The organism is Nostoc cf. commune SO-36, assembly GCF_023734775.1.
GTDB lineage: Bacteria > Cyanobacteriota > Cyanobacteriia > Cyanobacteriales > Nostocaceae > Nostoc > Nostoc commune_A.
In genome coordinates this window covers 561359-582186 of record NZ_AP025732.1, presented here as the reverse complement: position 1 = coordinate 582186, position 20828 = coordinate 561359, and the positions used below count along the sequence as shown (strand labels likewise).

20 protein-coding genes and 1 pseudogene are annotated in these 20828 nt (G+C 43.1%); 14 read left to right on the top strand and 7 right to left on the bottom strand.

Annotation, left to right across the window (positions count from 1 at the left end; translation table 11 throughout):
• Positions 1-268 precede the first annotated feature (268 nt).
• Positions 269-1228, bottom strand: a complete 960-nt coding sequence (locus ANSO36C_RS02660) for a ribonuclease Z (protein WP_251958271.1) — start codon at positions 1226-1228, stop codon at positions 269-271.
• 83 nt (positions 1229-1311) lie between these two features.
• Here ANSO36C_RS02660 and ANSO36C_RS02655 point away from each other — a divergent pair, with 83 nt between their 5' ends.
• Positions 1312-1497 carry a hypothetical protein gene (locus ANSO36C_RS02655; protein ID WP_251958270.1) on the top strand — a complete coding sequence of 62 codons (186 nt, stop codon included), beginning with the start codon at positions 1312-1314 and terminating at the stop codon, positions 1495-1497.
• A gap of 155 nt (positions 1498-1652) precedes the next feature.
• Here the strand turns inward: ANSO36C_RS02655 and ANSO36C_RS02650 are convergent, their stop codons facing one another.
• Positions 1653-1844 carry a hypothetical protein gene (locus ANSO36C_RS02650; protein WP_251958269.1) on the bottom strand — a complete coding sequence of 64 codons (192 nt, stop codon included), beginning with the start codon at positions 1842-1844 and terminating at the stop codon, positions 1653-1655.
• 589 nt (positions 1845-2433) lie between these two features.
• On the opposite strand from ANSO36C_RS02650, the gene ANSO36C_RS02645 reads away from it, so the two are divergent.
• Both ANSO36C_RS02645 and dxs read left to right on the top strand, forming a co-directional pair.
• On the top strand, positions 2434-2880 hold the full coding sequence (locus tag ANSO36C_RS02645; protein WP_251958268.1) for a hypothetical protein: 447 nt from the start codon (positions 2434-2436) through the stop codon (positions 2878-2880).
• Between the two features lie 602 nt (positions 2881-3482).
• On the top strand, positions 3483-5390 hold the full coding sequence (gene dxs / locus ANSO36C_RS02640) for a 1-deoxy-D-xylulose-5-phosphate synthase (protein WP_251958267.1): 1908 nt from the start codon (positions 3483-3485) through the stop codon (positions 5388-5390).
• A gap of 370 nt (positions 5391-5760) precedes the next feature.
• Here the strand turns inward: dxs and ANSO36C_RS02635 are convergent, their stop codons facing one another.
• From ANSO36C_RS02635 to ANSO36C_RS02620, 4 genes are all read right to left on the bottom strand, one after another.
• Positions 5761-6111, bottom strand: coding sequence for a DUF1257 domain-containing protein (locus tag ANSO36C_RS02635; RefSeq protein WP_012407317.1), 351 nt, complete (start codon positions 6109-6111; stop codon positions 5761-5763).
• Between the two features lie 140 nt (positions 6112-6251).
• A complete protein-coding gene (ycf46, locus tag ANSO36C_RS02630; protein ID WP_251958266.1) occupies positions 6252-7763 on the bottom strand; it encodes a stress-responsive protein Ycf46 in 1512 nt (503 codons plus the stop codon).
• Between the two features lie 92 nt (positions 7764-7855).
• Positions 7856-8209, bottom strand: a complete 354-nt coding sequence (locus ANSO36C_RS02625) for a hypothetical protein (protein ID WP_251958265.1) — start codon at positions 8207-8209, stop codon at positions 7856-7858.
• A gap of 245 nt (positions 8210-8454) precedes the next feature.
• A complete protein-coding gene (locus ANSO36C_RS02620; RefSeq protein WP_251958264.1) occupies positions 8455-9243 on the bottom strand; it encodes an FHA domain-containing protein in 789 nt (262 codons plus the stop codon).
• A gap of 174 nt (positions 9244-9417) precedes the next feature.
• Between ANSO36C_RS02620 and ANSO36C_RS02615 the strand changes: the two genes are divergently transcribed.
• From ANSO36C_RS02615 to ANSO36C_RS02585, 7 genes and pseudogenes are all read left to right on the top strand, one after another.
• A complete protein-coding gene (locus tag ANSO36C_RS02615) occupies positions 9418-9936 on the top strand; it encodes a hypothetical protein (RefSeq protein WP_251958263.1) in 519 nt (172 codons plus the stop codon).
• A gap of 26 nt (positions 9937-9962) precedes the next feature.
• Positions 9963-10151: a hypothetical protein gene (locus ANSO36C_RS02610; protein WP_251958262.1), complete on the top strand. Its 189-nt coding sequence runs from the start codon at positions 9963-9965 to the stop codon at positions 10149-10151.
• Positions 10126-11280, top strand: coding sequence for an NAD-dependent epimerase/dehydratase family protein (locus tag ANSO36C_RS02605; protein WP_251958261.1), 1155 nt, complete (start codon positions 10126-10128; stop codon positions 11278-11280). Before ANSO36C_RS02610 ends, ANSO36C_RS02605 begins: the two co-directional genes overlap by 26 nt.
• A gap of 235 nt (positions 11281-11515) precedes the next feature.
• Positions 11516-12661, top strand: a complete 1146-nt coding sequence (locus ANSO36C_RS02600) for a glycosyltransferase family 4 protein (protein ID WP_251958260.1) — start codon at positions 11516-11518, stop codon at positions 12659-12661.
• A 61-nt stretch (positions 12662-12722) separates the two neighbouring features.
• Positions 12723-12872, top strand: a complete 150-nt coding sequence (locus ANSO36C_RS02595) for a hypothetical protein (protein ID WP_251958259.1) — start codon at positions 12723-12725, stop codon at positions 12870-12872.
• Between the two features lie 260 nt (positions 12873-13132).
• The gene (locus ANSO36C_RS02590; protein WP_251958258.1) at positions 13133-14362 is read left to right on the top strand and encodes an RNA-guided endonuclease InsQ/TnpB family protein; all 1230 of its coding nucleotides are present in this window, start codon (positions 13133-13135) and stop codon (positions 14360-14362) included.
• A 1-nt stretch (position 14363) separates the two neighbouring features.
• Positions 14364-14723 (top strand): annotated as a pseudogene (locus tag ANSO36C_RS02585) (adenylate/guanylate cyclase domain-containing protein); the annotation flags it as partial.
• Between the two features lie 82 nt (positions 14724-14805).
• Here ANSO36C_RS02585 and ANSO36C_RS02580 read toward each other — a convergent pair.
• The gene (locus tag ANSO36C_RS02580) at positions 14806-15081 is read right to left on the bottom strand and encodes a DUF7219 family protein (protein WP_251958257.1); all 276 of its coding nucleotides are present in this window, start codon (positions 15079-15081) and stop codon (positions 14806-14808) included.
• A 581-nt stretch (positions 15082-15662) separates the two neighbouring features.
• Here ANSO36C_RS02580 and purC point away from each other — a divergent pair.
• The 4 genes from purC to fabZ all read left to right on the top strand — a co-directional run bounded on the left by purC (position 15663) and on the right by fabZ (position 20749).
• The gene (gene purC / locus ANSO36C_RS02575) at positions 15663-16400 is read left to right on the top strand and encodes a phosphoribosylaminoimidazolesuccinocarboxamide synthase (RefSeq protein ID WP_251958256.1); all 738 of its coding nucleotides are present in this window, start codon (positions 15663-15665) and stop codon (positions 16398-16400) included.
• A gap of 134 nt (positions 16401-16534) precedes the next feature.
• On the top strand, positions 16535-19066 hold the full coding sequence (locus ANSO36C_RS02570) for a BamA/TamA family outer membrane protein (RefSeq protein WP_251958255.1): 2532 nt from the start codon (positions 16535-16537) through the stop codon (positions 19064-19066).
• A gap of 204 nt (positions 19067-19270) precedes the next feature.
• Entirely contained in the window at positions 19271-20119 is an 849-nt protein-coding gene (lpxC, locus tag ANSO36C_RS02565; RefSeq protein ID WP_251958254.1) for a UDP-3-O-acyl-N-acetylglucosamine deacetylase, read from the top strand.
• A 99-nt stretch (positions 20120-20218) separates the two neighbouring features.
• Positions 20219-20749, top strand: coding sequence for a 3-hydroxyacyl-ACP dehydratase FabZ (gene fabZ, locus ANSO36C_RS02560; RefSeq protein WP_251958253.1), 531 nt, complete (start codon positions 20219-20221; stop codon positions 20747-20749).
• The last annotated feature ends 79 nt before the right edge of the window (positions 20750-20828 follow it).

Below are 20828 nucleotides of genomic sequence, written 5' to 3'. Positions count from 1 at the left end.
TGGTTAGCGAGTTGACTTACTCGTGAAACTAAACTGCTGTCTATTTGCTAGACGCTATAATTTGGATTAGTGAACTCTAAGATAAAGCTTAATTAATTTTAGATTTTAGATTAGAAGGGTAAAATTAAAAATCTCTTTTGGAAAGTTCTGATCGGACAGCGCCGCGTAAAGTCTTCTGTTCTTCTTTGGAGATGCTAACGCAAATGCCAACCGCATAGCTACGCGAGCATTAGAAACCTCCGATCAGACTTTCCGTGAAATTTAAAATTTAAACGCCTACCTTACTTAACTCTACTTCCCGTCTTCTAGGTACGTCATAAATCATGAAGTCAAAAGCCATATCAGTACGCGGAAAAATTGCCCGGGCTTCCTTGAGGAGATCCTTCAACTCCAAGGTATTGCCGGGAGCATAGCGGGGACTAAAATGACTCATAATCAGCCGATGTGCCCCAGCCGTTAAAGCTGTTTGTGCTGCCATTGTGGTTGTGGAATGCAACCGTTGAAAAGCCATATCTGCATCTTGATGGGCAAAGGTTGCTTCATGAATTAGTACATCTGCATCTTTTGCTAATTCCACTGCACCATCACAATAAATTGTGTCTGTACAATAGGCAATCTTTCGACCAATTTCTGTAGGGCCGCATAATTGCGTGCCATCAATCACCCGTCCGTCAGTAAGGGTAACAGTTTCACCGCGCTTGAGTTGACCGTAAACCCGACCGGGAGGAATTTGCAACTCTTTGGCTTTGTCTATGTCAAAGCGTCCTGCTCGGTCTTTTTCGGCTACGCGATAGCCGAAAGCTGTAATGCGGTGATGCAAATTACCGCAGCTAACGGTGAAGTCCTCGTCTTCATAAATTACCCCTGGACGGATGGCGTGAACTTTGATCGGGTAAGAAAAGTGCGTGTAGGAGTAACGTGAGGCGGTTTGAATGTAATCATTTAATCCAGGTGGCCCATAGATATCAATTCGCTGCACATTGCCAGCCAAGCCGCAAGTAGCAAGAAGCCCCATCAAGCCAAAGATATGGTCGCCGTGCATGTGGGTAATAAAAATTCTGGAGAGTTGACTGATTTTCAGTTCACTCCGCATAATTTGATGCTGGGTGCCTTCGCCACAGTCGAATAACCACAGTTCTGCCCTTTGGGGTAGTCTCAGGGCGACGCTGGAAACATTGCGCGATCGCGTGGGTACACCGGAACTCGTCCCTAAGAATGTTATCTGCACAATGTTCTTTAGTCTTCCTATTGCTCAATTTGCAGCTCTATTTTCTATAGTGGCACGGTTAATGAGCAAAATACCTAGGACTTATGCAGATCAAGCAAAAAGCAGGGCATTTCGAGATCAAGCGGCTTAAGGCATTTACGGCTGCTACTGTACCTCATAACAGCCGTAAATGCTGTATTATCGCAGCTATCTCTTTGTTTCTCCTGCAAAATGCTGATGGCGATCGCCATTTAACAAAGAGAACAGGGAACGAGGGGGCAGCCTTTTAGGTCAGATGGCTCACTTGTTTTTTAAAAGTGGAGATAATACCGTACCACTTCCCTACGGGACGCTATGCGAACGTGGAGGCAAGCTACGCAGAGCGTCTCCAAGAGTTGGCGAGCGAATAGCCATCGCATTCCAATGTTTTTACTCAAAATTTTAACTAGACATCAATATTTATCTGTTCTATCTGTCTAGCAGCTTTATCCCAAAGCTTTGCAGAAGTCTCATCTTTCCAATGATTTCTGAGCTTTTCTGCTTTTTTATGACTGATTCGTTCTAACATTTCTAGAACTGCGGCTAATGTTAATTGATCAACAATTGCCTCTAAAGACTCCATATATTCTTTTGTCATAACTAACCTCTTGAAGAACTTTTAACGTTTTTCTTACTTTTACATATTCAGATAGCTAATCTATATTATTACATTTAACAATTAGATTAGGTGAAAAATGACAACGAAATTTGTCGCAATCTGACAAGTCCACATACTGCCATTATTACCCGATTAGAGCGATGACGAGATAAACTAAATTTCTCACTCGCTACTCGAAATATTTTCACTTTTTATTCCTTTGAAAAAAGCCTGAAGTAGTAAATGCGATTTTTTACATATTGCGTCATGCAGGTTATTCGTGGCGAATGATGCTTTACGATTTTACGGTATATTGATATTTCCGACACTGGAATCAAGGTCTTGCGCCCTTACAAATCTATAAATAATTTGGGATAATTGTAAGTGCGATCGCCCATACTGAGAATTTATGAATTCTTTAATTCGCTCCTTGATTACCAGGGAAAACAATTTTTGTTAAAAACTCAATCTATCAAAATAGTGAATTAATTTCATTCTAATGATGCAAGAAATTCTATCTAGGGATCGATATGGCTCATAAGCAAAATGAAGTAGAAATAGTATACCAAATCACATGAGATTGTATTCTATGAAATCGAATTATGTTACAAAACAGCTTTCTACAGTAAAACGCTGGATGGCTACAACGCTGTTTTGTATGTTAGCGATGGCTTTCGTTTGGCAAGGTGCATTTTTCTCGAACACTTCAGCAATGGCTGCTCCTAGCGCAACCTTGATCGCATCATCAGACGCAGGCGATAAAATTCAAGAAAAAACCAGTAAAGATGCTGGACGAGCCAAAAATTTCATCGAAGATACGAAAGATAAAGTTAAGCAAGCTGCAAAGAGCAACGCCAGTAAAGTTGATCAAGCAACAGACAACGGTAGTTTTATTGAGCGCAAAGCAAAGGAAGATGCAGCTACAATTCAGAAAAGAGCAAACGAAGATGCAGCTCGGACTGAAAAAGCAGTAGATAAAACAAAAAATGCTGTTGAACGTACTGTTGATAACATCAAGGATGCTTTTGGTCAATAGAGCATAGATATATAGCAGCAATCCTATTTGATTTGTAAAAATCAAAAGCTTAGATTCCCGATTTGTTATAGAAGTCGGGAATCTTGTTGTTACTGAGTCCGCGAACATCGGGCAGTTTTCCTCCGGCCTCCTGCCTTCATCAATAACTAAGTAAATCTTTATGGTACTACATAAAATAGCAAAATTAGCTGCTATTAACGAACAAGAGAAGAAACTATTGCTAAATATTTACCATCAATTATGTTAGATATATAGTTAGAAATAAAATATTTAACTTTTCTTCTACTAAACTTTAGAGGCTGAAATTGAGTAATCTGCTTAGGAAATTTCCGCAAGTTTCTCCTGAAAAACTTGCTTTTGTATACGGGCTACAATTTATTGTTAAGTAGCATTACTTATTGACAAATGTGCTACATATTTAACCGATTGGAACCTGATTTGACAAATTGTCAATAAATAACATATTTTCCACCATTATCAATTACGAAGTTATAATTTCCACTACAACTTAGTAACAATGTAAGAGTTTGATTCTGTGGACAACCCGACCGTGGGAAAATCAAAATACCGAAACTCGAAGTTAGAGAGGAAAACCCTATAATATGCATCTGAGCGAAATCACCCATCCTAATCAGTTGCACGGTTTATCTGTTCGCCAACTGCAACAGATTGCCCGTCAGATTCGAGATAAGCATCTCCAAACGGTAGCAGTTAATGGTGGACACCTAGGTCCAGGATTGGGTGTTGTCGAATTAACACTAGGACTCTACCAAACACTAGACTTAGATCGGGATAAAGTGATTTGGGATGTAGGACATCAGGCTTATCCCCACAAACTGCTTACAGGACGCTACGATCGCTTCCACACCCTTAGACAAAAAGACGGAGTTGCCGGTTATCTCAAACGCGGTGAAAACAAATTTGACCATTTTGGGGCTGGACATGCTTCTACAAGTATTTCGGCAGCATTGGGAATGGCTTTAGCACGAGACTTGAAAGGGGAAAAATTTAAAGCCGTTGCTGTTATTGGTGATGGGGCGCTGACTGGGGGTATGGCTTTAGAAGCTATCAACCACGCGGGACACATGCCCAAAACCAACCTATTGGTTGTTCTCAACGACAACGATATGTCTATATCTCGCAACGTCGGCGCAATTCCCCGCTATCTCAACAAAATGCGCCTCAGCCAACCAGTGCAATTTATTAAAGATAATTTTGAAGAACAGTTTAAGCAAATTCCCTTCGTTGGCGAATCCCTCTCTCCTGAACTCGGACGCATCAAAGAAAGTATGAAGCGCTTGGCGGTTCCTAAAGTCGGCGCAGTTTTTGAAGAACTCGGCTTTACCTACATTGGGCCTGTGGATGGGCATAACCTCGAAGAATTGATTGCCACCTTCCAACAAGCACATCAGATACAAGGCCCAGTCTTAGTACATGTGGCAACGGTGAAAGGCAAAGGCTATGAAATTGCCGAACTAGATCAAGTTGGCTACCACGCCCAAAGCCCCTTCAGCGTAGCAACTGGCAAAGCCATTCCTTCTACTAAACCCAAACCCCCAGCTTATGCCAAAGTCTTTTCTCACACTTTAGTGAAACTTGCCGAACAAAACCCGAAAATTGTTGGGATTACTGCGGCGATGGCAACAGGCACAGGCTTAGATAAACTTCAAGCAAAACTACCCAATCAATATGTTGATGTTGGCATTGCTGAACAACACGCAATCACCTTAGCCGCAGGACTTGCAACCGAAGGAATGCGCCCCGTTGCTGTTATTTATTCTACCTTCTTGCAACGCGCCTACGACCAGATAATCCACGATGTCTGCATCCAAAACCTGCCAGTATTTTTCTGTTTGGATAGGGCAGGAATTGTTGGAGCTGATGGCCCTACCCACCAAGGTATGTATGATATTGCCTATCTGCGTTGCATTCCCAACATGGCAATTATGGCGCCCAAAGACGAAGCAGAACTGCAACGTATGATAGTAACTGGCGTTAATCATACTGCTGGCCCGATCGCTATGCGTTACCCTCGTGGTAATGGCTATGGTGTTCCCTTGATGGAAGAAGGTTGGGAACCTTTGGAAATCGGCAAAGGCGAAATTCTGCGTACAGGCGACGACGTTCTAATCGTCGGCTATGGCACAATGGTCTATCCAGGAATGCAAGCTGCGGAAATTCTCAGTGAACACGGCATTGAAGCAACTGTAATTAATGCCCGTTTCGTTAAGCCTTTGGATACCGAGTTGATTTTGCCTTTAGCGAAGAAAATCGGTCGCGTTGTCACCTTAGAAGAAGGCTGTGTCATGGGTGGCTTTGGTAGTGCGATCGCGGAAGCGTTAATGGATGCAGATATTCTCGTTCCTGTCAAGCGATTTGGTGTTCCAGATGTGTTAGTAGATCATGCTGAACCCAATGAATCTAAAACAGAACTAGGTTTAACTAGCCATCAAATAGCAGAGAGAGTTTTGCAAGCTTTCTTTAAACAACAAGTATCTGCTGTTGTTTAGTTAATTTTTAGTCAGAATAATTTATCAAAATAACCCCAAAGGCTGGGGTTATTTTGATGTAAGGGCAATTAGTTTATACACAGCAGAAGAGGGCTAAACCTCATCCATCTTGAAAACTGAAGTTTTTCTAGAAAAGGTATTACTGTGAATAAGTGGGTGTAGAGAATGAAACAGGGATGCTTAAAGTAGAATGCGATCGCTGGAATGAAAATGCCTCTGTATTTTGAAATACTTTAATCTAAATGCATAGTCCAGTTCTAACTTTGAAAAAATCGGGACTGAGAAATACATCTCAGTCCCGATAAAAAAGCGGGCTAACCGCTATTTATATGGTTAACCCGTGCAGCTTTGGGAACGCGCAGAGAAATTGTTATTGCAATACCAACTTCACATTGGCGTTTTGCAGACCGCGCTGTTTTACTTCAGCCAAAGTTTTGTTAACGGCATACTTTTGGTTGATTGAGTTGATCAACTCGGTTTGGTTGTGCTTCTTAGCAACGCCCCACAGGTCAGCGATTAGGTCAAAGGAACCATCGCTGTTGCGAGACCAGCCGAGGTCATATTCGCCATCTAACATAGCAACGATGTCAGAACGGACGCGCTGACCGTTATAACCACGGACATCAGCTTCAGTCTTTACGCTGATACCGAGGTCGCGCAAAGAAGCTTTGAGGATTTCGGCATCGGTGATCTTGGTACGCAGGGTGCTAAAGTGAGACATTTGGGTTTCCTCCAATGAGAAGATTGAGAAAAACGACAACGGTTTGTTTTGAGCGAAGCCGCGTTAGCAGGATGCGGCTTTTTTTTAAACTGCTAGCATTGGGAGCTAGCCTTTCCCCCTGGGATGGCAGAGGAAAGCTTTTAAAACTCCATTCGCTGATATTCAGCTACGGAGGATGCTGCGGGGCGTGCGCGCTGTCTGGCCCAATCTCTCAGAGCCGTTACTTGTTCTTGCATCGTTCGAGACAGCGGCAATGTTGCCTTCAGTGCAGCAATAATATCTAGTTGGGTGAACTCCCGATCTTGGGCAAAAGCTTCATACATTGCCGCAACGATCGCTTGCTCAACTTCTGCCCCAGAAAAGCCATCAGACATCTTAGCTAGTTGCTCAAGATCGAATCGGGAGATGTCTTCACGGCGCTTGGTCAGATGAATATTAAAAATGTGTTGCCGTTCTTCCGGTGTTGGCAGATCGACAAAGAAAATTTCATCAAAGCGTCCTTTCCTCAAGAACTCGCCAGGTAAGCGTTCTACTCGGTTGGCAGTTGCCATCACGAACACTGGTGATTTCTTATCTTGCATCCATGTCAGGAAGGAGCCGAAGATTCTGCTTGATGTTCCCCCATCAGAATCAGAAGAACCTCCACTACCAGCAAAGGATTTATCCAATTCATCGATAAACAAAATCGCTGGGGAAATAGATTCTGCTGTTTTCAGGGCGTTTCGCAGATTTGCTTCACTTCGTCCCACCATTGAGCCGTCGTAGACTCGGCCCATATCCAACCGCAGCAGTGGTAAACCCCACAACCGGGAAGTCGTTTTGGCAATTAGTGACTTACCGCAACCAGGAACACCGAGAATCAACATCCCCTTTGGTTGAGGCAAACCATACTCTCTCGCTCTTTCTGTGAAAGCGTTAGAGCGTTGCTTGAGCCATCTTTTTAACTCTTCTAAGCCACCTACAGCATCAATGGTTTCATCTTCTTCAATGTATTCTAAGATGCCATTGCGCCGAATTAGTTGCTTTTTCTCAGATAAAACGATGTCTACTTCATCTTCCGTCAAACGCCCTGTAGTTACCTGCGCCTTTCGGTAGACTTTCTCAGCTTCATCTTTAGTTAGACCTAAAGCTGCTCTCAGAAGCTTTTCTCTAGCTTCTGTAGTCAACCGCCGACCACGATTTTGGTCTACGTGCTGAGTTAGTACTTTATTCAACTCTGCCATATCTGGCAGTGTAAAATCTATAACAACAACTTCTTTCTCTAACTCTATAGGTACTTGTTGCATTGGGGACATCAAAATGATGTTCTTTTGCGTACCTTTAAAGCTAGCGATCGCATCACGTAACGATCTGTTTGTTGCAGGCGCATCAATAAAGGGGTGTAAATCTTTAAGAATAAATATACTTGGTTCTTTCTGCCGGATAATCCACTCAATCGCCGCCTCTGGAGACACCGTATTATGTTGAGTAACATTCCGGGGTTGACCATACTCCACAATCCCGTGTGTTACTGTCCAAACAAATACTCGGCGCTGGGGCTTTAACAACTGGGCGATGGTAGAAACTGCTAGCTCGGCCCGCTCTTCCTCGGAGGTCACAAGGTAGATTAAAGGGTATTGAGCTTGAATTAGGATATTGAGCTCTTCTTTCATACTTCGACCTACTTGAGACCTTATAGAGACAGTAGAGACATTGCTTCTGGTAAAGACAACCGAATCATGAATAATTCATAACTCCAATCTATTTAGCAAGGAACTAACTCTTCCTCGCCCTTGGGATGGGTTCCATCTTCATCCATTTCATCAATAGAAAGATGTTGCTGACCGACTACTCCTGGTTGATTGCCCAAAGTAACCAGTTCCCCATCACGTAAGACTAATGAGCTATCACAAGTTGGGCATGAATAAACTCTATGAGTCCGCCCAAAAGAAGAGTCTTCTAACTCGTCAACCAATTCTTGATTAGACAGGTAAAAACCAAGGGCACGTTCGGCAAGTTCTGACATTGGTTCGGAATCTACTGCTGAACGAATCTTCAGTTTTCTGTGCAACTCTGGCGATAAATACAAAGTGACCTTTTGCTTAGTTTGCGTTTGCATATAACTCTTTAACGGTCTTACCCGGGTATGTATATCAAGGTATCGGTTCTTTTCTTGCTTGTCAAGACAGCAAAGCGTTTTGACGCTAGTTTTGTTACATTTGTTTACATTTGAGGCTGAAATGCTGATTATTGAGTGATAAATCCCTCATGACAAACCTCTGAGAATTAATCAGGGTTTAGGATTCAAATCCTGAAACCTGAATGGCAATTAGCGATCGCTAATTCATGATTGCCTGATTTGGCTTACTTTTTAACTATTTGGAGCGTAAGCGGGTTAAAGTTGAACACCTTTCCGGTTGTAAACAACTGATATCCACAAGAGATGCCAGCGAATGACACCAGCAGAGAAAAAAGTGATACTGAGCCGATTACAACACCACTGGCGATGAATAGAGCAATTCCGATGCCAATCAAAACCCATCCTAGCTTTCGATTATCGCGCCCACCCCAATTTAGAGCTACTACACCTCCCATACACAGCAAAATTCCAGGTGTGCTGCGTAAGTAGACGCTCACATAAATACTTGTACTTAAAAAAGTAATGCCTGCGAGGATTAGCCCTAAGCCAATAAGCTTACTAGCAAAGATTACTTGTTCCTCTTCTTTACTGGTGGTAGGCGCTGTAATTTTTGTGGGCGCGGAATTTGGTGTAGGATTTTTTGCGGCAGATGCAGAGTGTTGCTGCACCTTAAACATAAAACTTATTTTGTCTCCCTGCCCAAGGGAAACTCTGTCTCCTGGATGCAGTGGACAAAAAACTTTAGATTGAAGTTTTACACCGTTAATGTATGTACCATTAGAACTGCCCAAATCGGTAATATGGTATTCGTCTCCATTCACCCAAATTTGTGCGTGGATGCGAGATGCCACATCTGAATCTGGTAAGCCAGAGATATCAATATCTGGTGGTTTTTGGTCGTTTGGCTTACCAATGGAAATTACAGAAAGATTTGGTGGAAATTGCAAAGATGTGTTGGTTTGGAAGTGAAAAAGCTCCAAAGTTAGCTCGGCTGTCTGAGATGCACTGTACATAAATTGTGTGATAAAGCACTCTTTATAAGCTTCTCTACCGAGGAGTCAAAAGAGAATGGTAAATATCCTGAATATTATGGAATTTTTTAACGAGCGCTCTTTCAGTGCAAGGTATTAATCTGAATTTCTGGCACTTCTATAAAATCAGTGACTTTGGCAAAATGTGTAATGTAAATGGCTACTGCGAATAAAATCTGTAGTTTGGGGCGAAGAATTTATCGGTTTGCTGCCAGCATTAGCACGGTTATTGCCCTGTTAGTAATTTTGTGGGGTTGTACTGCAAATGATTTTAACGCTGGAGCGATCGCCTGGAAAACTTATAGCAACTCGCGTTATGGCTTTGAATTTCCATATCCTAGTAACTGGACTTCTTTAGCAGCGCCAGCAAATGATGATGGAATTGCGTTTCTTTCACCACAGGATAACTCAGTGGAAATTCGCGGGTGGGCAAGTCAGCAGTTACCGAATGATCGAGAGTCGGTAAAAAAGATAAAATCCAACTTTCAGACAGCCCAAGGAGTATCTGGGGTGCTGGTTGTAGAAGTTGATCAACAAATAGGTTCAATGACACTGACACTAACTCAGAGTCAAGTGAAGTACTGTTTGCAGGGACGAAGCAAAAGCCAAGATTTTCAAAATTACTATCGTTTGTTTTATTACATTGCCCAGCAGTATCGGATTTTCAAGTTTTAATTGGGCATCGGGGATGGGGAGATGAGGTGAATGAGGGAGCAGGGGAAGAAGAACTATTGATTATTGACCAATTCCCAATGCCCCATGCCCAATGCCCAATGCCCAAAATCCACATCTCTCCCAGAATAATGATTAAGAGGGTACAGAAACCTGATAGATTTAGCTATCAGCGAGTAAAAACTGGTGAAGATGAAAGTCCTGGTTATTGGTGGTGATGGATATTGCGGTTGGGCAACTGCTCTTTACCTTTCCAATCGAGGTTATGAAGTTGGAATTTTAGATAGTTTAGTGCGGCGGCATTGGGATAATGAACTTGGTGTCGAAACTCTCACTCCGATCGCACTAATTCAACAACGTCTCCAGCGCTGGCAAGATTTGACGGGTAAATCTATTGATTTGTTCATCGGCGATATTACAAATTACGAATTTCTCCATAAAACATTACAGCAATTTCAGCCAAATGCTCTGGTGCATTTTGGTGAACAGCGTTCGGCCCCATTTTCCATGATTGACCGAGAACACGCAGTTCTCACCCAGGTCAATAATGTAGTGGGTACGTTGAACTTACTGTACGCCATGCGGGAAGATTTCCCCGACTGTCATTTAGTGAAGCTGGGAACGATGGGCGAATACGGTACACCCAACATCGACATCGAAGAAGGGTATATCACCATTGAACACAATGGCCGCAAGGATACCCTACCTTATCCCAAGCAGCCCGGTTCGATGTACCATTTAAGCAAAGTCCATGATAGTCATAACATCCACTTTGCTTGCCGGATTTGGGGATTACGGGCAACTGATTTAAATCAGGGTGTAGTTTATGGTGTCTTAACCGAAGAAACGGGGATGGACGAACTATTGATTAATCGGCTGGATTATGATGGTGTGTTTGGTACTGCACTAAACCGCTTTTGTATTCAAGCAGCGATTGGACATCCGTTAACTGTCTACGGTAAAGGTGGACAAACTCGCGGATTTTTGGATATTCGGGATACAGTACGATGTGTGGAATTAGCGATCGCTAACCCTGCCGAAGCTGGTGAATTCCGCGTATTTAACCAATTTACCGAACAATTCAGCGTCGGTGACTTAGCATTGATGGTGAAAAATGCTGGTAACGCTATGGGATTGAATGTAGAAATCAATCATTTAGATAATCCCAGAGTCGAGAAAGAAGAACATTACTTCAACGCTAAAAACACTAAATTGCTCGATTTAGGTTTACAGCCTCACTTGCTTTCTGATTCTTTACTCGATTCTCTGTTAAACTTTGCCATCAAGTATCAGACGCGAGTTGATCACAAACAAATTCTGCCCAAAGTCTCCTGGCACAGAAATTAGGGTAAACTCCAGTAAATCGTGGGTTTAAAACTGGTCGTCATGTCTTAGCACAATATGACGACCAATTAGTTGTTTTTTATCAGGCGTATCATTCAGCTATTACTAAATTTGCCGTTTAGCACAGTTATTTTGACTGTGCATAATTGATTGCAGCACACGAGACAGTTTACTCTGTCTTTAAATAGCAAAATGCACTCTTAAGCTGAGATTATCTGCCTGTACTGAATAGTTTTTTATGAGAATTGCCCTATTTACGGAAACCTTTTTACCCAAGGTTGACGGCATTGTAACGCGTCTGCGCCATACTGTTGACCATTTACAGCGCAGTGGTAATCAAGTGTTGGTGATTGCCCCTGATGGAGGCATCACAGAACACAAAGGCGCTAAAGTTTACGGCGTTACTGGCTTTCCTTTGCCATTGTATCCAGAATTGAAAATGGCACTTCCCCGCCCAGCCATTGGTTACGCTTTGGAAGAGTTCAAGCCAGATATTATTCATGTTGTGAATCCAGCAGTTTTAGGTTTGTCTGGGATATTTTATAGCAAAATTCTCAAAATACCCTTAGTAGCGTCTTACCATACGCATTTACCCCAATATCTCCAGCATTACGGCTTGGGGATGCTGGAAGGTTTTCTTTGGGAGCTGCTCAAAGGCGCTCATAATCAAGCAGCTTTGAATCTATGTACTTCCACAGCAATGGTGGAGGAACTAACAGCACATGGTATCGAACGTGTAGATTTATGGCAACGCGGGGTGGATACGGAACTATTTCACCCCGATTTAGCTAGTGTAGAGATGCGATCGCGTCTATCAAAAAATCATCCAGAAAGTCCATTGCTACTTTACGTTGGGCGGCTTTCAGCTGAAAAAGAAATTGAGCGTATCAAACCAATTTTAGAAGCAATTCCCGAAGCGCGGTTAGCATTGGTTGGGGATGGGCCACACCGTCAAGCACTAGAAAAACACTTTGCTGGTACAAATACTTATTTTGTTGGGTATCTCATGGGGCAAGAATTAGGTTCTGCCTTTGCTAGTGCTGATGCCTTCATCTTCCCTTCCCGTACAGAAACACTAGGCTTAGTACTACTAGAAGCGATGGCTGCTGGCTGTCCGGTAGTAGCAGCCCGTTCTGGGGGCATTCCTGATATTGTCACAGATGGGGTAAATGGATATCTTTTTGAGCCTACAGCAAATGTTCAAGGAGCCTTAGCTGCGACAGTTCGCCTGTTAGAACAAAAAGAACAACGAGACATCATGCGTCAAAATGCTCGCCAGGAGGCAGAAAGTTGGGGTTGGCCATCTGCCACCAGACAGCTAGTAGATTACTATCAAAAGGTAATATTTTCTGAAAAGTTGGCAAAATCAGGGAGTAGGGAGTAGAGGGGCAGGGGGGGCAGGGGAGGCAGGGGAGGCAGGGGGAGCATGGGAAGAAGAACTATTATTGACTTTTGACTATATTGGTTCCCGCAAACGCATAGATTACACCGTAATTGGAGATGGCGTAAATTTGAGTTCGCGTTTAGCTAGAGCAGAAGAAGCCCCACGTCTCACCCTGTACTCAGGGGAGCGTGGGATGAATTCTGGGCAATAAGGAATTGACCAACGAGAAATAGTGAACGCAGTTCACTGGGCAATGCTGGTCGATGACGAATTGCCTATCTCTGAAGTTGGTAATGAATCAATGAGTTCTTCAATCACCTGGGTCATAGTCTTGTCAGTATGAACTGCATACAACCGTACTTTATTGAGTCTACGCTCACTAATCCGTATCTTTAACTCTTTATTCTTCATTTGTCCCCCCGTTGTTCCCTCATTCATGCTAACATGATGGAACGAGGAGAAGGCAAACAAGTGAGAACGGCATACCAATACAAGCTACGACCAACAACAAAACAAGCCATTGAAATAGATAGATGGTTATCCATGCTTTGCGCCCAATACAATTTTCTGTTGGCTGATAGATTTGACTGGTACGAACGCAATCGTTCACCGATAAATGCGTGTTCGCTCGTGTGTCACATACCGGAATTGCGGGACAACCCAGACTATTATTCACAAAAGAAAACGCTGCCACGACTGAAAAAAACTCATCCTTGGTACGGTAAAATTTATTCGCAAGTACTACAGGATATAGTCAAGCGAGTTAAGGGAACGTTTGATCGGTTTTTAAAGGGTGATAGCAATGGTAAGCGAAGTGGACGACCTCGGTTTAAATCACGCGACCGATACAGAACTTTTACTTATCCACAGATGAAGGATGAGTGTCTGCAAGGCAACCTAATTACCTTGCCGATGTTTGGTATAGTCAGGGTTATTTTGCATCGTCCAATACCAGATGGATTTAAAATCAAAACTGCATCTGTTACTAAAAAAGCTGATGGTTATTATTTAACTTTAAGCCTTGAAGATACGACAGTCCCAAGTATTAAGCCCGATTTCAATGCAGACTCAATTACAGGTATTGACCTCGGTTTAAAAGATTTTTTGACAACTTCCGATGGTGATGTTGTTTCAATTCCTCAACACTATCGCAAGGATCAATTGCGATTGCGTGTAATCCAAAAACGTATCTCACGGCGGCATATTGGAAGCAATCGACGCAAAAAAGCTATTAAACAAGTCGCTAAACAACATAAAAAAGTAGCTGACAAGCGCAAAGACTTTCATTTTAAAACAGCGAACAATCTACTGAAAAAATATGATGTTGTAGTTCACGAAGATTTAAACGTTAAAGGTATTTCCCGTTCGATGCTAGCTAAGTCTGTGCATGACGCTGGGTGGTCAAACTTCCTGTCAATTCTAAGCACCAAAGCCGAAAATGCTGGGTTATTGGTAATTGCAGTGAATCCATCAGGCACATCACAAGATTGTTCTAGCTGTGGTGTGAAAGTTCCTAAAAAACTGCATGAAAGGTGGCACGACTGCCCTAATTGTAAATGCAGTCTTGACCGTGATCATAATGCGGCGTTGAATATAAAAAATAGAGCGGCAGGGCATTCCGTTCTTAAAGCTCATCGAGTATCCGAAGCAATAGCTGGATTTGGTGAGAAGCCTACACTGTACTGTACTCAGTCAGTGTAGGAGTATGTCACAAGCGGTAACTAAGGATTACGGGTGTGATATAATTCTAAGTGAATTTGCTTATCAGCTTTGCAGCGATCGCATTTGGGTGCGCCAGTTAGAAAAAATTCGAGTCAAAGGGAAACACTAGGCTGTAAATATCTACGAGTTAATTGGCGATCGCACCATCCCTCTAGATGCCAACACTCAAGAATTTTTATTTCACTATCATACTGGACGCTCGGCTTATTTATCGCGCAACTTCTCACAAGCGATCGCCTGTTTTGAAGCCGCCAAATGTATCCAACCCCAAGACCAAGCTGTTGATATCCACCTAGAATCGGCGCGTAATTACCAACAAACGCTACCCCCAGAATCCTAAGATGGTGTTTGTACAATGCTTACTAAGTAGTCATTTAGCATTCGTCATGGGGTATGGTTCTTCCCCTTGTCCCTTTCAACCTTCAACCTTCAACCTCTCCCTGGTCATCCTGAAACGGGTCTTCGCCGATTCTTAGCTCTTTTTTTGAGCGTTTCAACTGCTTCCATAAATCCTTTATTTGTTCATAAGCTGCATCTGGAGGTAGTTTTCCACCTGTTTCTAAGTTGCAAATATAACTAACGCGTTGGGCAAATTCTTGTAGATTTGCATTAAAAACCAGGTTTTCTGGCTTTACCTGACCGTAGTAGCGACCGCGAGGGTAGAGAAAATCATCTTTATTCACTATTTTTTTTTCCATTTATTCAATTCATCTTCTGTTTGATGTCCGACTGGGGTAAATCAAATCATTCAACTCCTTTGCTAATGAGTGATCCAGGAATTAGTTGATTTAAATTTTGAGACTAAAGGATAAAGCTGGAAATACTTTAGTCGCAAATGCTACAAAAATAATTTGCCAAAGTAAATAAAGAGAATATTCGATTTTCCTTCTGGTTGTCAATTTATCTGATCTCAATTTATGAAGTTTAAAGTGTAATCAACTTCAGTCGAAACCCTGACTTACAAACTATTAAAACATACTCATCTGTCTTAGTTAAATCTTCTCTGCAAGAATAATAACAAATGTGTCAGTAAAACTACTTAGCAAAACATACTATATCTCTACGCCAATTGTCTTCTATTAAAAGTTAGAGATTAAGTTCTGCATTTTTGGCAGCTGACTACTGAGAAATGAACAATCAGAAGGCATTGGTTATTCTCCTCTCCTACCCCTGTTTTCTCTTAAATAATCACCAATGGCTAATAGTTAATAACTAAAGATAAAATGGTGAAGCCTCAAAGGACAACTTTTGTCCATCGCCTAAAACTTTACCTGCCACCATGTCTGTTAATACCAAGTTATACGAAGGCAAAGCAAAAATTCTTTATACAACGGACGATCCAGAAGTCTTGTTGGCCGATTTTAAGGACGATGCCACGGCGTTTAACGCCCAAAAGCGTGGCAGCATCCAAGGGAAAGGAAAAATCAATTGTATCATTTCCAGCCAGCTTTTTAAGCAGCTAGAAGCTCATGGTATAAAAACTCACTTTATCGACAGCCCTACCCCGAATCAGATGCGGGTGAGGGCGGTAAAGATTTTACCCTTAGAAGTGGTTATCAGAAATATTGCTGCTGGCAGTTTGTGTCAGCAAACAGGATTACCAGTGGGTACAATTCTAAAACAGCCTTTAGTTGAGTTTTATTACAAAAACGATCAGTTAGGAGATCCTTTGTTGACACGCGATCGCCTGTACCTGCTGGAACTAGCTACTGCGGAACAAGTGGATGCAATTACACATCTTGCATTGCAAATCAACGAATTTCTCAATAACTTTTGGCTACAGTGCGGCATTACCCTAGTAGACTTCAAGCTAGAGTTTGGTTTGGACTCACAACAGCAGTTGCTCTTGGCAGACGAAATTAGCCCCGACACCTGCCGTTTGTGGGATACCGCAGAAAAGGACTCAAACCGTCGGGTAATGGACAAAGACCGCTTTCGCCGAGACTTAGGAAATGTAGAGGATGCCTACCAGGAGGTTTTACAAAGAGTGCTAAAAGCAGTAGAGAGTAATAGTTAAGTGGGTAAAAATCAATTAAACTCGTGTGGATTGTCCTTTGTCAGTTATCTTTTGTAATTGATAGGCAATAAATAATGACAAATGACTAATTTGTGATGGTGTGTGTGTGGTCGTGAAGAGGAATCATAAGTAAAATGCGTTTATCTCCCGTATTGCTGGCAGCAATAGCAATTGCAGCGCCTTTGGGCGGCTCATTGAGTGCGAATGCAGAAACCGCCAACAGTTCAAAACAGACAACAGAAGTTTTGACATTAGAAACAAATCAGCAGCCAGAAAAGGATACTGATCAAGCTAACTCTAGTAAAAGTCTAGAATCTCCAGCTAAACCCACAAAGGTTATAGAAGCGGAGCGTCTGCAATCCCGTGTTGTTGCAATTTACCCTGCCAATCCAGCAGCGATGCCTGCGGCGGGCTACGCCACGACTCCAGAGGTAGTAGTACCAACCTCCACAACGCCAAAAACTGCACAAACGCCCCCAATCAATCCTAGCCCTACTCAACAGCCGTCTCCCGCTCCAGACATTCCACCGCCAGAAATTCAACAATTTACTCCTGAGACTACTCCTGAGACTACTCCAGCCCCACAAAATGTCGAGCCATCGACAACGGAACCTCTATTACCCACAACTCCAGAACCATCAGCCGCTCCAGACGTTCCATTCCCAGATAGTCAACAAAGAACACCTGCCCCAGTCCCAGGCGCTACTCCCAGTCCGCAGAATGTTAACCCGCCGACAACAACTCCGGGAGATACTCAACCCAGCGCAGCCCCTGAAGCCAATGATCCCCGGGTATTGGTGTCGGAAGTAGTAATTAGATCACAAGCTGGGCAACTAACACCAGAACTAGAAGCCCAAGTTTACAGAGTAATTCGTACCCAACCAGGACAAACCACAACCCGCAGTCAACTCCAAGAAGATATTAACGCCATCTTTGGTACTGGCTTTTTCTCCAACGTCCAAGCATCGCCAGAAGATACCCCCTTGGGAGTGCGAGTCAGCTTTGTTGTGCAGCCTAACCCTGTTTTAAGCAAGGTAGAAGTGCAAGCCAACCCTGGCACTGGTGTTGCTTCTGTACTCCCAGCTAATACTGTAGATGAAGTATTTAAGGAGCAGTATGGTAAGATTCTAAACTTGCGTGACTTGCAAGAAGGCATCAAGCAGTTAAACAAGCGGTATCAAGACCAAGGTTACGTACTAGCCAACGTGATTGGAGCGCCCCAAGTCTCCGAAAACGGAGTTGTTAGCTTGCAAGTAGCAGAAGGGGTAGTAGAAAACATTAGAGTCCGGTTCCGCAATAAAGATGGTCAGGAGACAGACGAGAAGGGACAACCAATTCGGGGACGGACACAAGATTACATCATTACGCGAGAAGTGGAGTTAAAGCCAGGACAAGTATTCAATCGCAACACAGTGCAAAGAGACTTACAGCGAGTGTATGGACTAGGACTGTTTGAAGATGTGAATGTCTCCCTTGACCCTGGTACTGACCCCAGCAAGGTGGATGTAGTCGTGAATGTAGCTGAACGCAGTAGTGGTTCGATTGCGGCTGGGGCAGGTATTAGTTCTGCTAGCGGACTTTTTGGAACAGTAAGCTATCAACAGCAAAACCTGAACGGTAGAAACCAAAAACTGGGAGCAGAAGTGCAGGTGGGAGAAAGGGAACTGCTATTTGATGTGCGGTTTACAGACCCCTGGATTGCCGGAGATCCTTATCGGACTTCCTACACAACCAATCTTTTCCGCCGCAGTTCGATTTCGTTAATTTTTGATGGTAAAGATCAAGATATTAGGACGTTTGATCAAAACAACGTCACGATTGAAGATTCTCAGGATCGCCCCCGCATTCTCCGGCTAGGTGGTGGTGTCACCTTCACCCGTCCTCTATCAGCTAATCCTTACAAAAGTTCCGTCTGGACTGCTTCAGCAGGTATACAGTATCAACGAGTTTCTGCCCGTGATGCTGATGGCAATCTTAGACCAACAGGGGGGCTATTCAATGATGATGGAATTCCCATCGACGAAAATGGAAACCCTACCAGCAACGGTCAACCAATCACAATTCCACTGACCGAATCTCCAGGAGGGCAAGACGATTTACTACTATTGCAAGTCGGTCTACAGCGCGATCTCCGTAATAACCCGTTGCAACCCACTAGCGGTTCTTATCTGCGTTTTGGGGTTGATCAGTCAGTTCCCATCGGACTAGGCAACATTTTTCTTACCAGATTACGGGGTAGCTACAGTCAATATTTACCCATCAAGCTGATTAGCCTTAGCAAAGGGCCACAAACCCTAGCATTTAACCTCCAAGGAGGAACCGTCCTTGGCGACTTGCCCCCCTACGAAGCCTTTACCATTGGCGGTAGCAATTCCGTCCGGGGTTATGAAGAAGGAGCATTAGCTAGTGGGCGCTCTTATGTGCAAGCATCAGTTGAGTATCGGTTTCCAGTTTTTTCAGTAGTTAGCGGCGCACTATTTTTTGATCTCGGCAGTGACCTGGGAACTAGCACTAGGGCGGCTGAAGTGTTGAACAAAAATGGTAGCGGTTATGGTTATGGTCTTGGCGTTCGCGTCCAGTCTCCACTGGGGCCAATTCGCATTGACTACGGTATCAACGATGACGGTGATAGTCGGATTAATTTCGGTATTGGCGAAAGGTTTTAATTTGTCATTAGTTATTGGTCATTGGTCATTAGTGAATCACAAAGGACAAAGGACAATTAACTTTGCTGGATTAGCTTGCTAATTTTTACATTTACCTCAATACTGTTCCGATAAAGGGATTAATGACATTTTTAGGGGAATATCAGGGACTTTACCAAAACAGACAATGAACAATACTAAAGGAAATATATTGACTTTTCGGCTATGCAACAACACACTCTAGCAGCCGAAATCACCCAAATAGGGGTGGGATTGCATAGCGGTGTGAGTACTCAGGTGCGGATACTACCAGCCGAGGCGGGAAGTGGACGCTACTTTGTGCGGGTAGATTTACCGGATTTACCGATAATTCCAGCCCAAGTTGCGGCAGTTAGTCACACTGTTCTCTCAACTCAGTTGGGTAAGGGTGAGGTATCGGTTCGCACGGTAGAGCATTTGTTGGCAGCCCTTTCGGGTATGGGTGTGGATAATGCCCGTATTGAAATTGACGGCCCTGAACTACCACTTTTAGATGGTTCAGCAAGTGTGTGGACAGCTAACATTGCCCAAGTTGGCTTAGTATCACAACCCGTTAATAACCAAGTTCCCTTGGTTGTTACAGAACCAATATCGGTCTATCAAGGAGATGCCTTTGTATCTGCCCTCCCAGCACCAGAAACCCGCTTTAGTTACGGTATTGATTTTGACCTACCCGCCATTGGTAATCAATGGCATAGTTGGTCACTAACCGCAGAACAAGGAACAACTTCTGCTAGCTTTGCTGCGGAAATTGCTCCGGCGCGTACTTTTGGGTTACTGCATCAAATTGAACACTTACAAAAAACAGGGTTAATTAAAGGTGGCAGTTTAGATAATGCACTCGTTTGTGGCCCAGAAGGCTGGCTAAATCCACCATTGAGATTTGCAAATGAGCCAGTCCGTCATAAAATCTTGGATTTAGTAGGAGATTTGAGTTTACTAGGAACTTTTCCGATCGCTCATTTTTTAGCGTATAAAGCCAGTCATAATTTACACATTCAACTGGCTCAAAAAATTTTAGATTGGGGATTTTAGATTCGGGATTGCTTCTCAAGTCTATAATCCACGATGATTAAGGCTTTTGATATACGCTTGCCTACTCAACTTTCAGATGAAAAATCAACTATACGGCCAATGTCAATCCTCACTGAAGTGAATACAATCGATACGACTACACCTACATCTACCGAACCACAGGCTATAAATGAAACTACAATCAGTTCTGAAATTAAAACAACTTTCACATCTGAAGAAATTCAGAAATTGTTACCCCACCGCTACCCATTTTTACTTGTAGACAAAATCATTGACTACGTTCCAGGTAAAAAAGCTGTTGGCGTTAAAAATGTTACTATCAACGAACCCCATTTTCAAGGACATTTCCCTGAACGCCCACTGATGCCAGGAGTGCTAATTGTTGAAGCAATGGCACAAGTTGGGGGCATTGTCCTAACTCAAATGTCATCGGTAGAAGGCGGACTCTTTGTCTTTGCTGGTATCGATAAAGTTCGCTTTCGCCGCCAGGTTGTACCGGGGGATCAACTAGTCATGACGGTGGAACTGTTATGGGTAAAACAACGTCGTTTCGGTAAGATGCAAAGTCGTGCCGAAGTTGACGGTCAACTTGCTTGTGAAGGGGAATTAATGTTTTCTCTAGTTAACTAAAAGTTTGCTTTCGTGGTATGGGCATAGCCGTGAAATGCCTCTACTGAATCCCGAAAAAGGATAACAGTAAAAAAAATCC

Bases quoted from the DNA above. Each gene is read 5' to 3' on its own strand.
- ANSO36C_RS02620 (WP_251958264.1), bottom strand. From the start codon at position 9,243: ATGTACAGTGCATCTCAGACAGCCGAGCTAACTTTGGAGCTTTTTCAC.
- ANSO36C_RS02615 (WP_251958263.1), top strand. From the start codon at position 9,418: ATGGCTACTGCGAATAAAATCTGTAGTTTGGGGCGAAGAATTTATCGG.
- lpxC (WP_251958254.1), top strand. From the start codon at position 19,271: ATGCAACAACACACTCTAGCAGCCGAAATCACCCAAATAGGGGTGGGA.
- purC (WP_251958256.1), top strand. From the start codon at position 15,663: ATGTCTGTTAATACCAAGTTATACGAAGGCAAAGCAAAAATTCTTTAT.
- ANSO36C_RS02655 (WP_251958270.1), top strand. From the start codon at position 1,312: ATGCAGATCAAGCAAAAAGCAGGGCATTTCGAGATCAAGCGGCTTAAG.
- ANSO36C_RS02580 (WP_251958257.1), bottom strand. From the start codon at position 15,081: ATGGAAAAAAAAATAGTGAATAAAGATGATTTTCTCTACCCTCGCGGT.
- ANSO36C_RS02625 (WP_251958265.1), bottom strand. From the start codon at position 8,209: ATGCAAACGCAAACTAAGCAAAAGGTCACTTTGTATTTATCGCCAGAG.
- ANSO36C_RS02605 (WP_251958261.1), top strand. From the start codon at position 10,126: ATGAAAGTCCTGGTTATTGGTGGTGATGGATATTGCGGTTGGGCAACT.
- dxs (WP_251958267.1), top strand. From the start codon at position 3,483: ATGCATCTGAGCGAAATCACCCATCCTAATCAGTTGCACGGTTTATCT.
- ycf46 (WP_251958266.1), bottom strand. From the start codon at position 7,763: ATGAAAGAAGAGCTCAATATCCTAATTCAAGCTCAATACCCTTTAATC.
- ANSO36C_RS02650 (WP_251958269.1), bottom strand. From the start codon at position 1,844: ATGACAAAAGAATATATGGAGTCTTTAGAGGCAATTGTTGATCAATTA.
- ANSO36C_RS02600 (WP_251958260.1), top strand. From the start codon at position 11,516: ATGAGAATTGCCCTATTTACGGAAACCTTTTTACCCAAGGTTGACGGC.
- fabZ (WP_251958253.1), top strand. From the start codon at position 20,219: ATGTCAATCCTCACTGAAGTGAATACAATCGATACGACTACACCTACA.
- ANSO36C_RS02645 (WP_251958268.1), top strand. From the start codon at position 2,434: ATGAAATCGAATTATGTTACAAAACAGCTTTCTACAGTAAAACGCTGG.
- ANSO36C_RS02635 (WP_012407317.1), bottom strand. From the start codon at position 6,111: ATGTCTCACTTTAGCACCCTGCGTACCAAGATCACCGATGCCGAAATC.
- ANSO36C_RS02570 (WP_251958255.1), top strand. From the start codon at position 16,535: ATGCGTTTATCTCCCGTATTGCTGGCAGCAATAGCAATTGCAGCGCCT.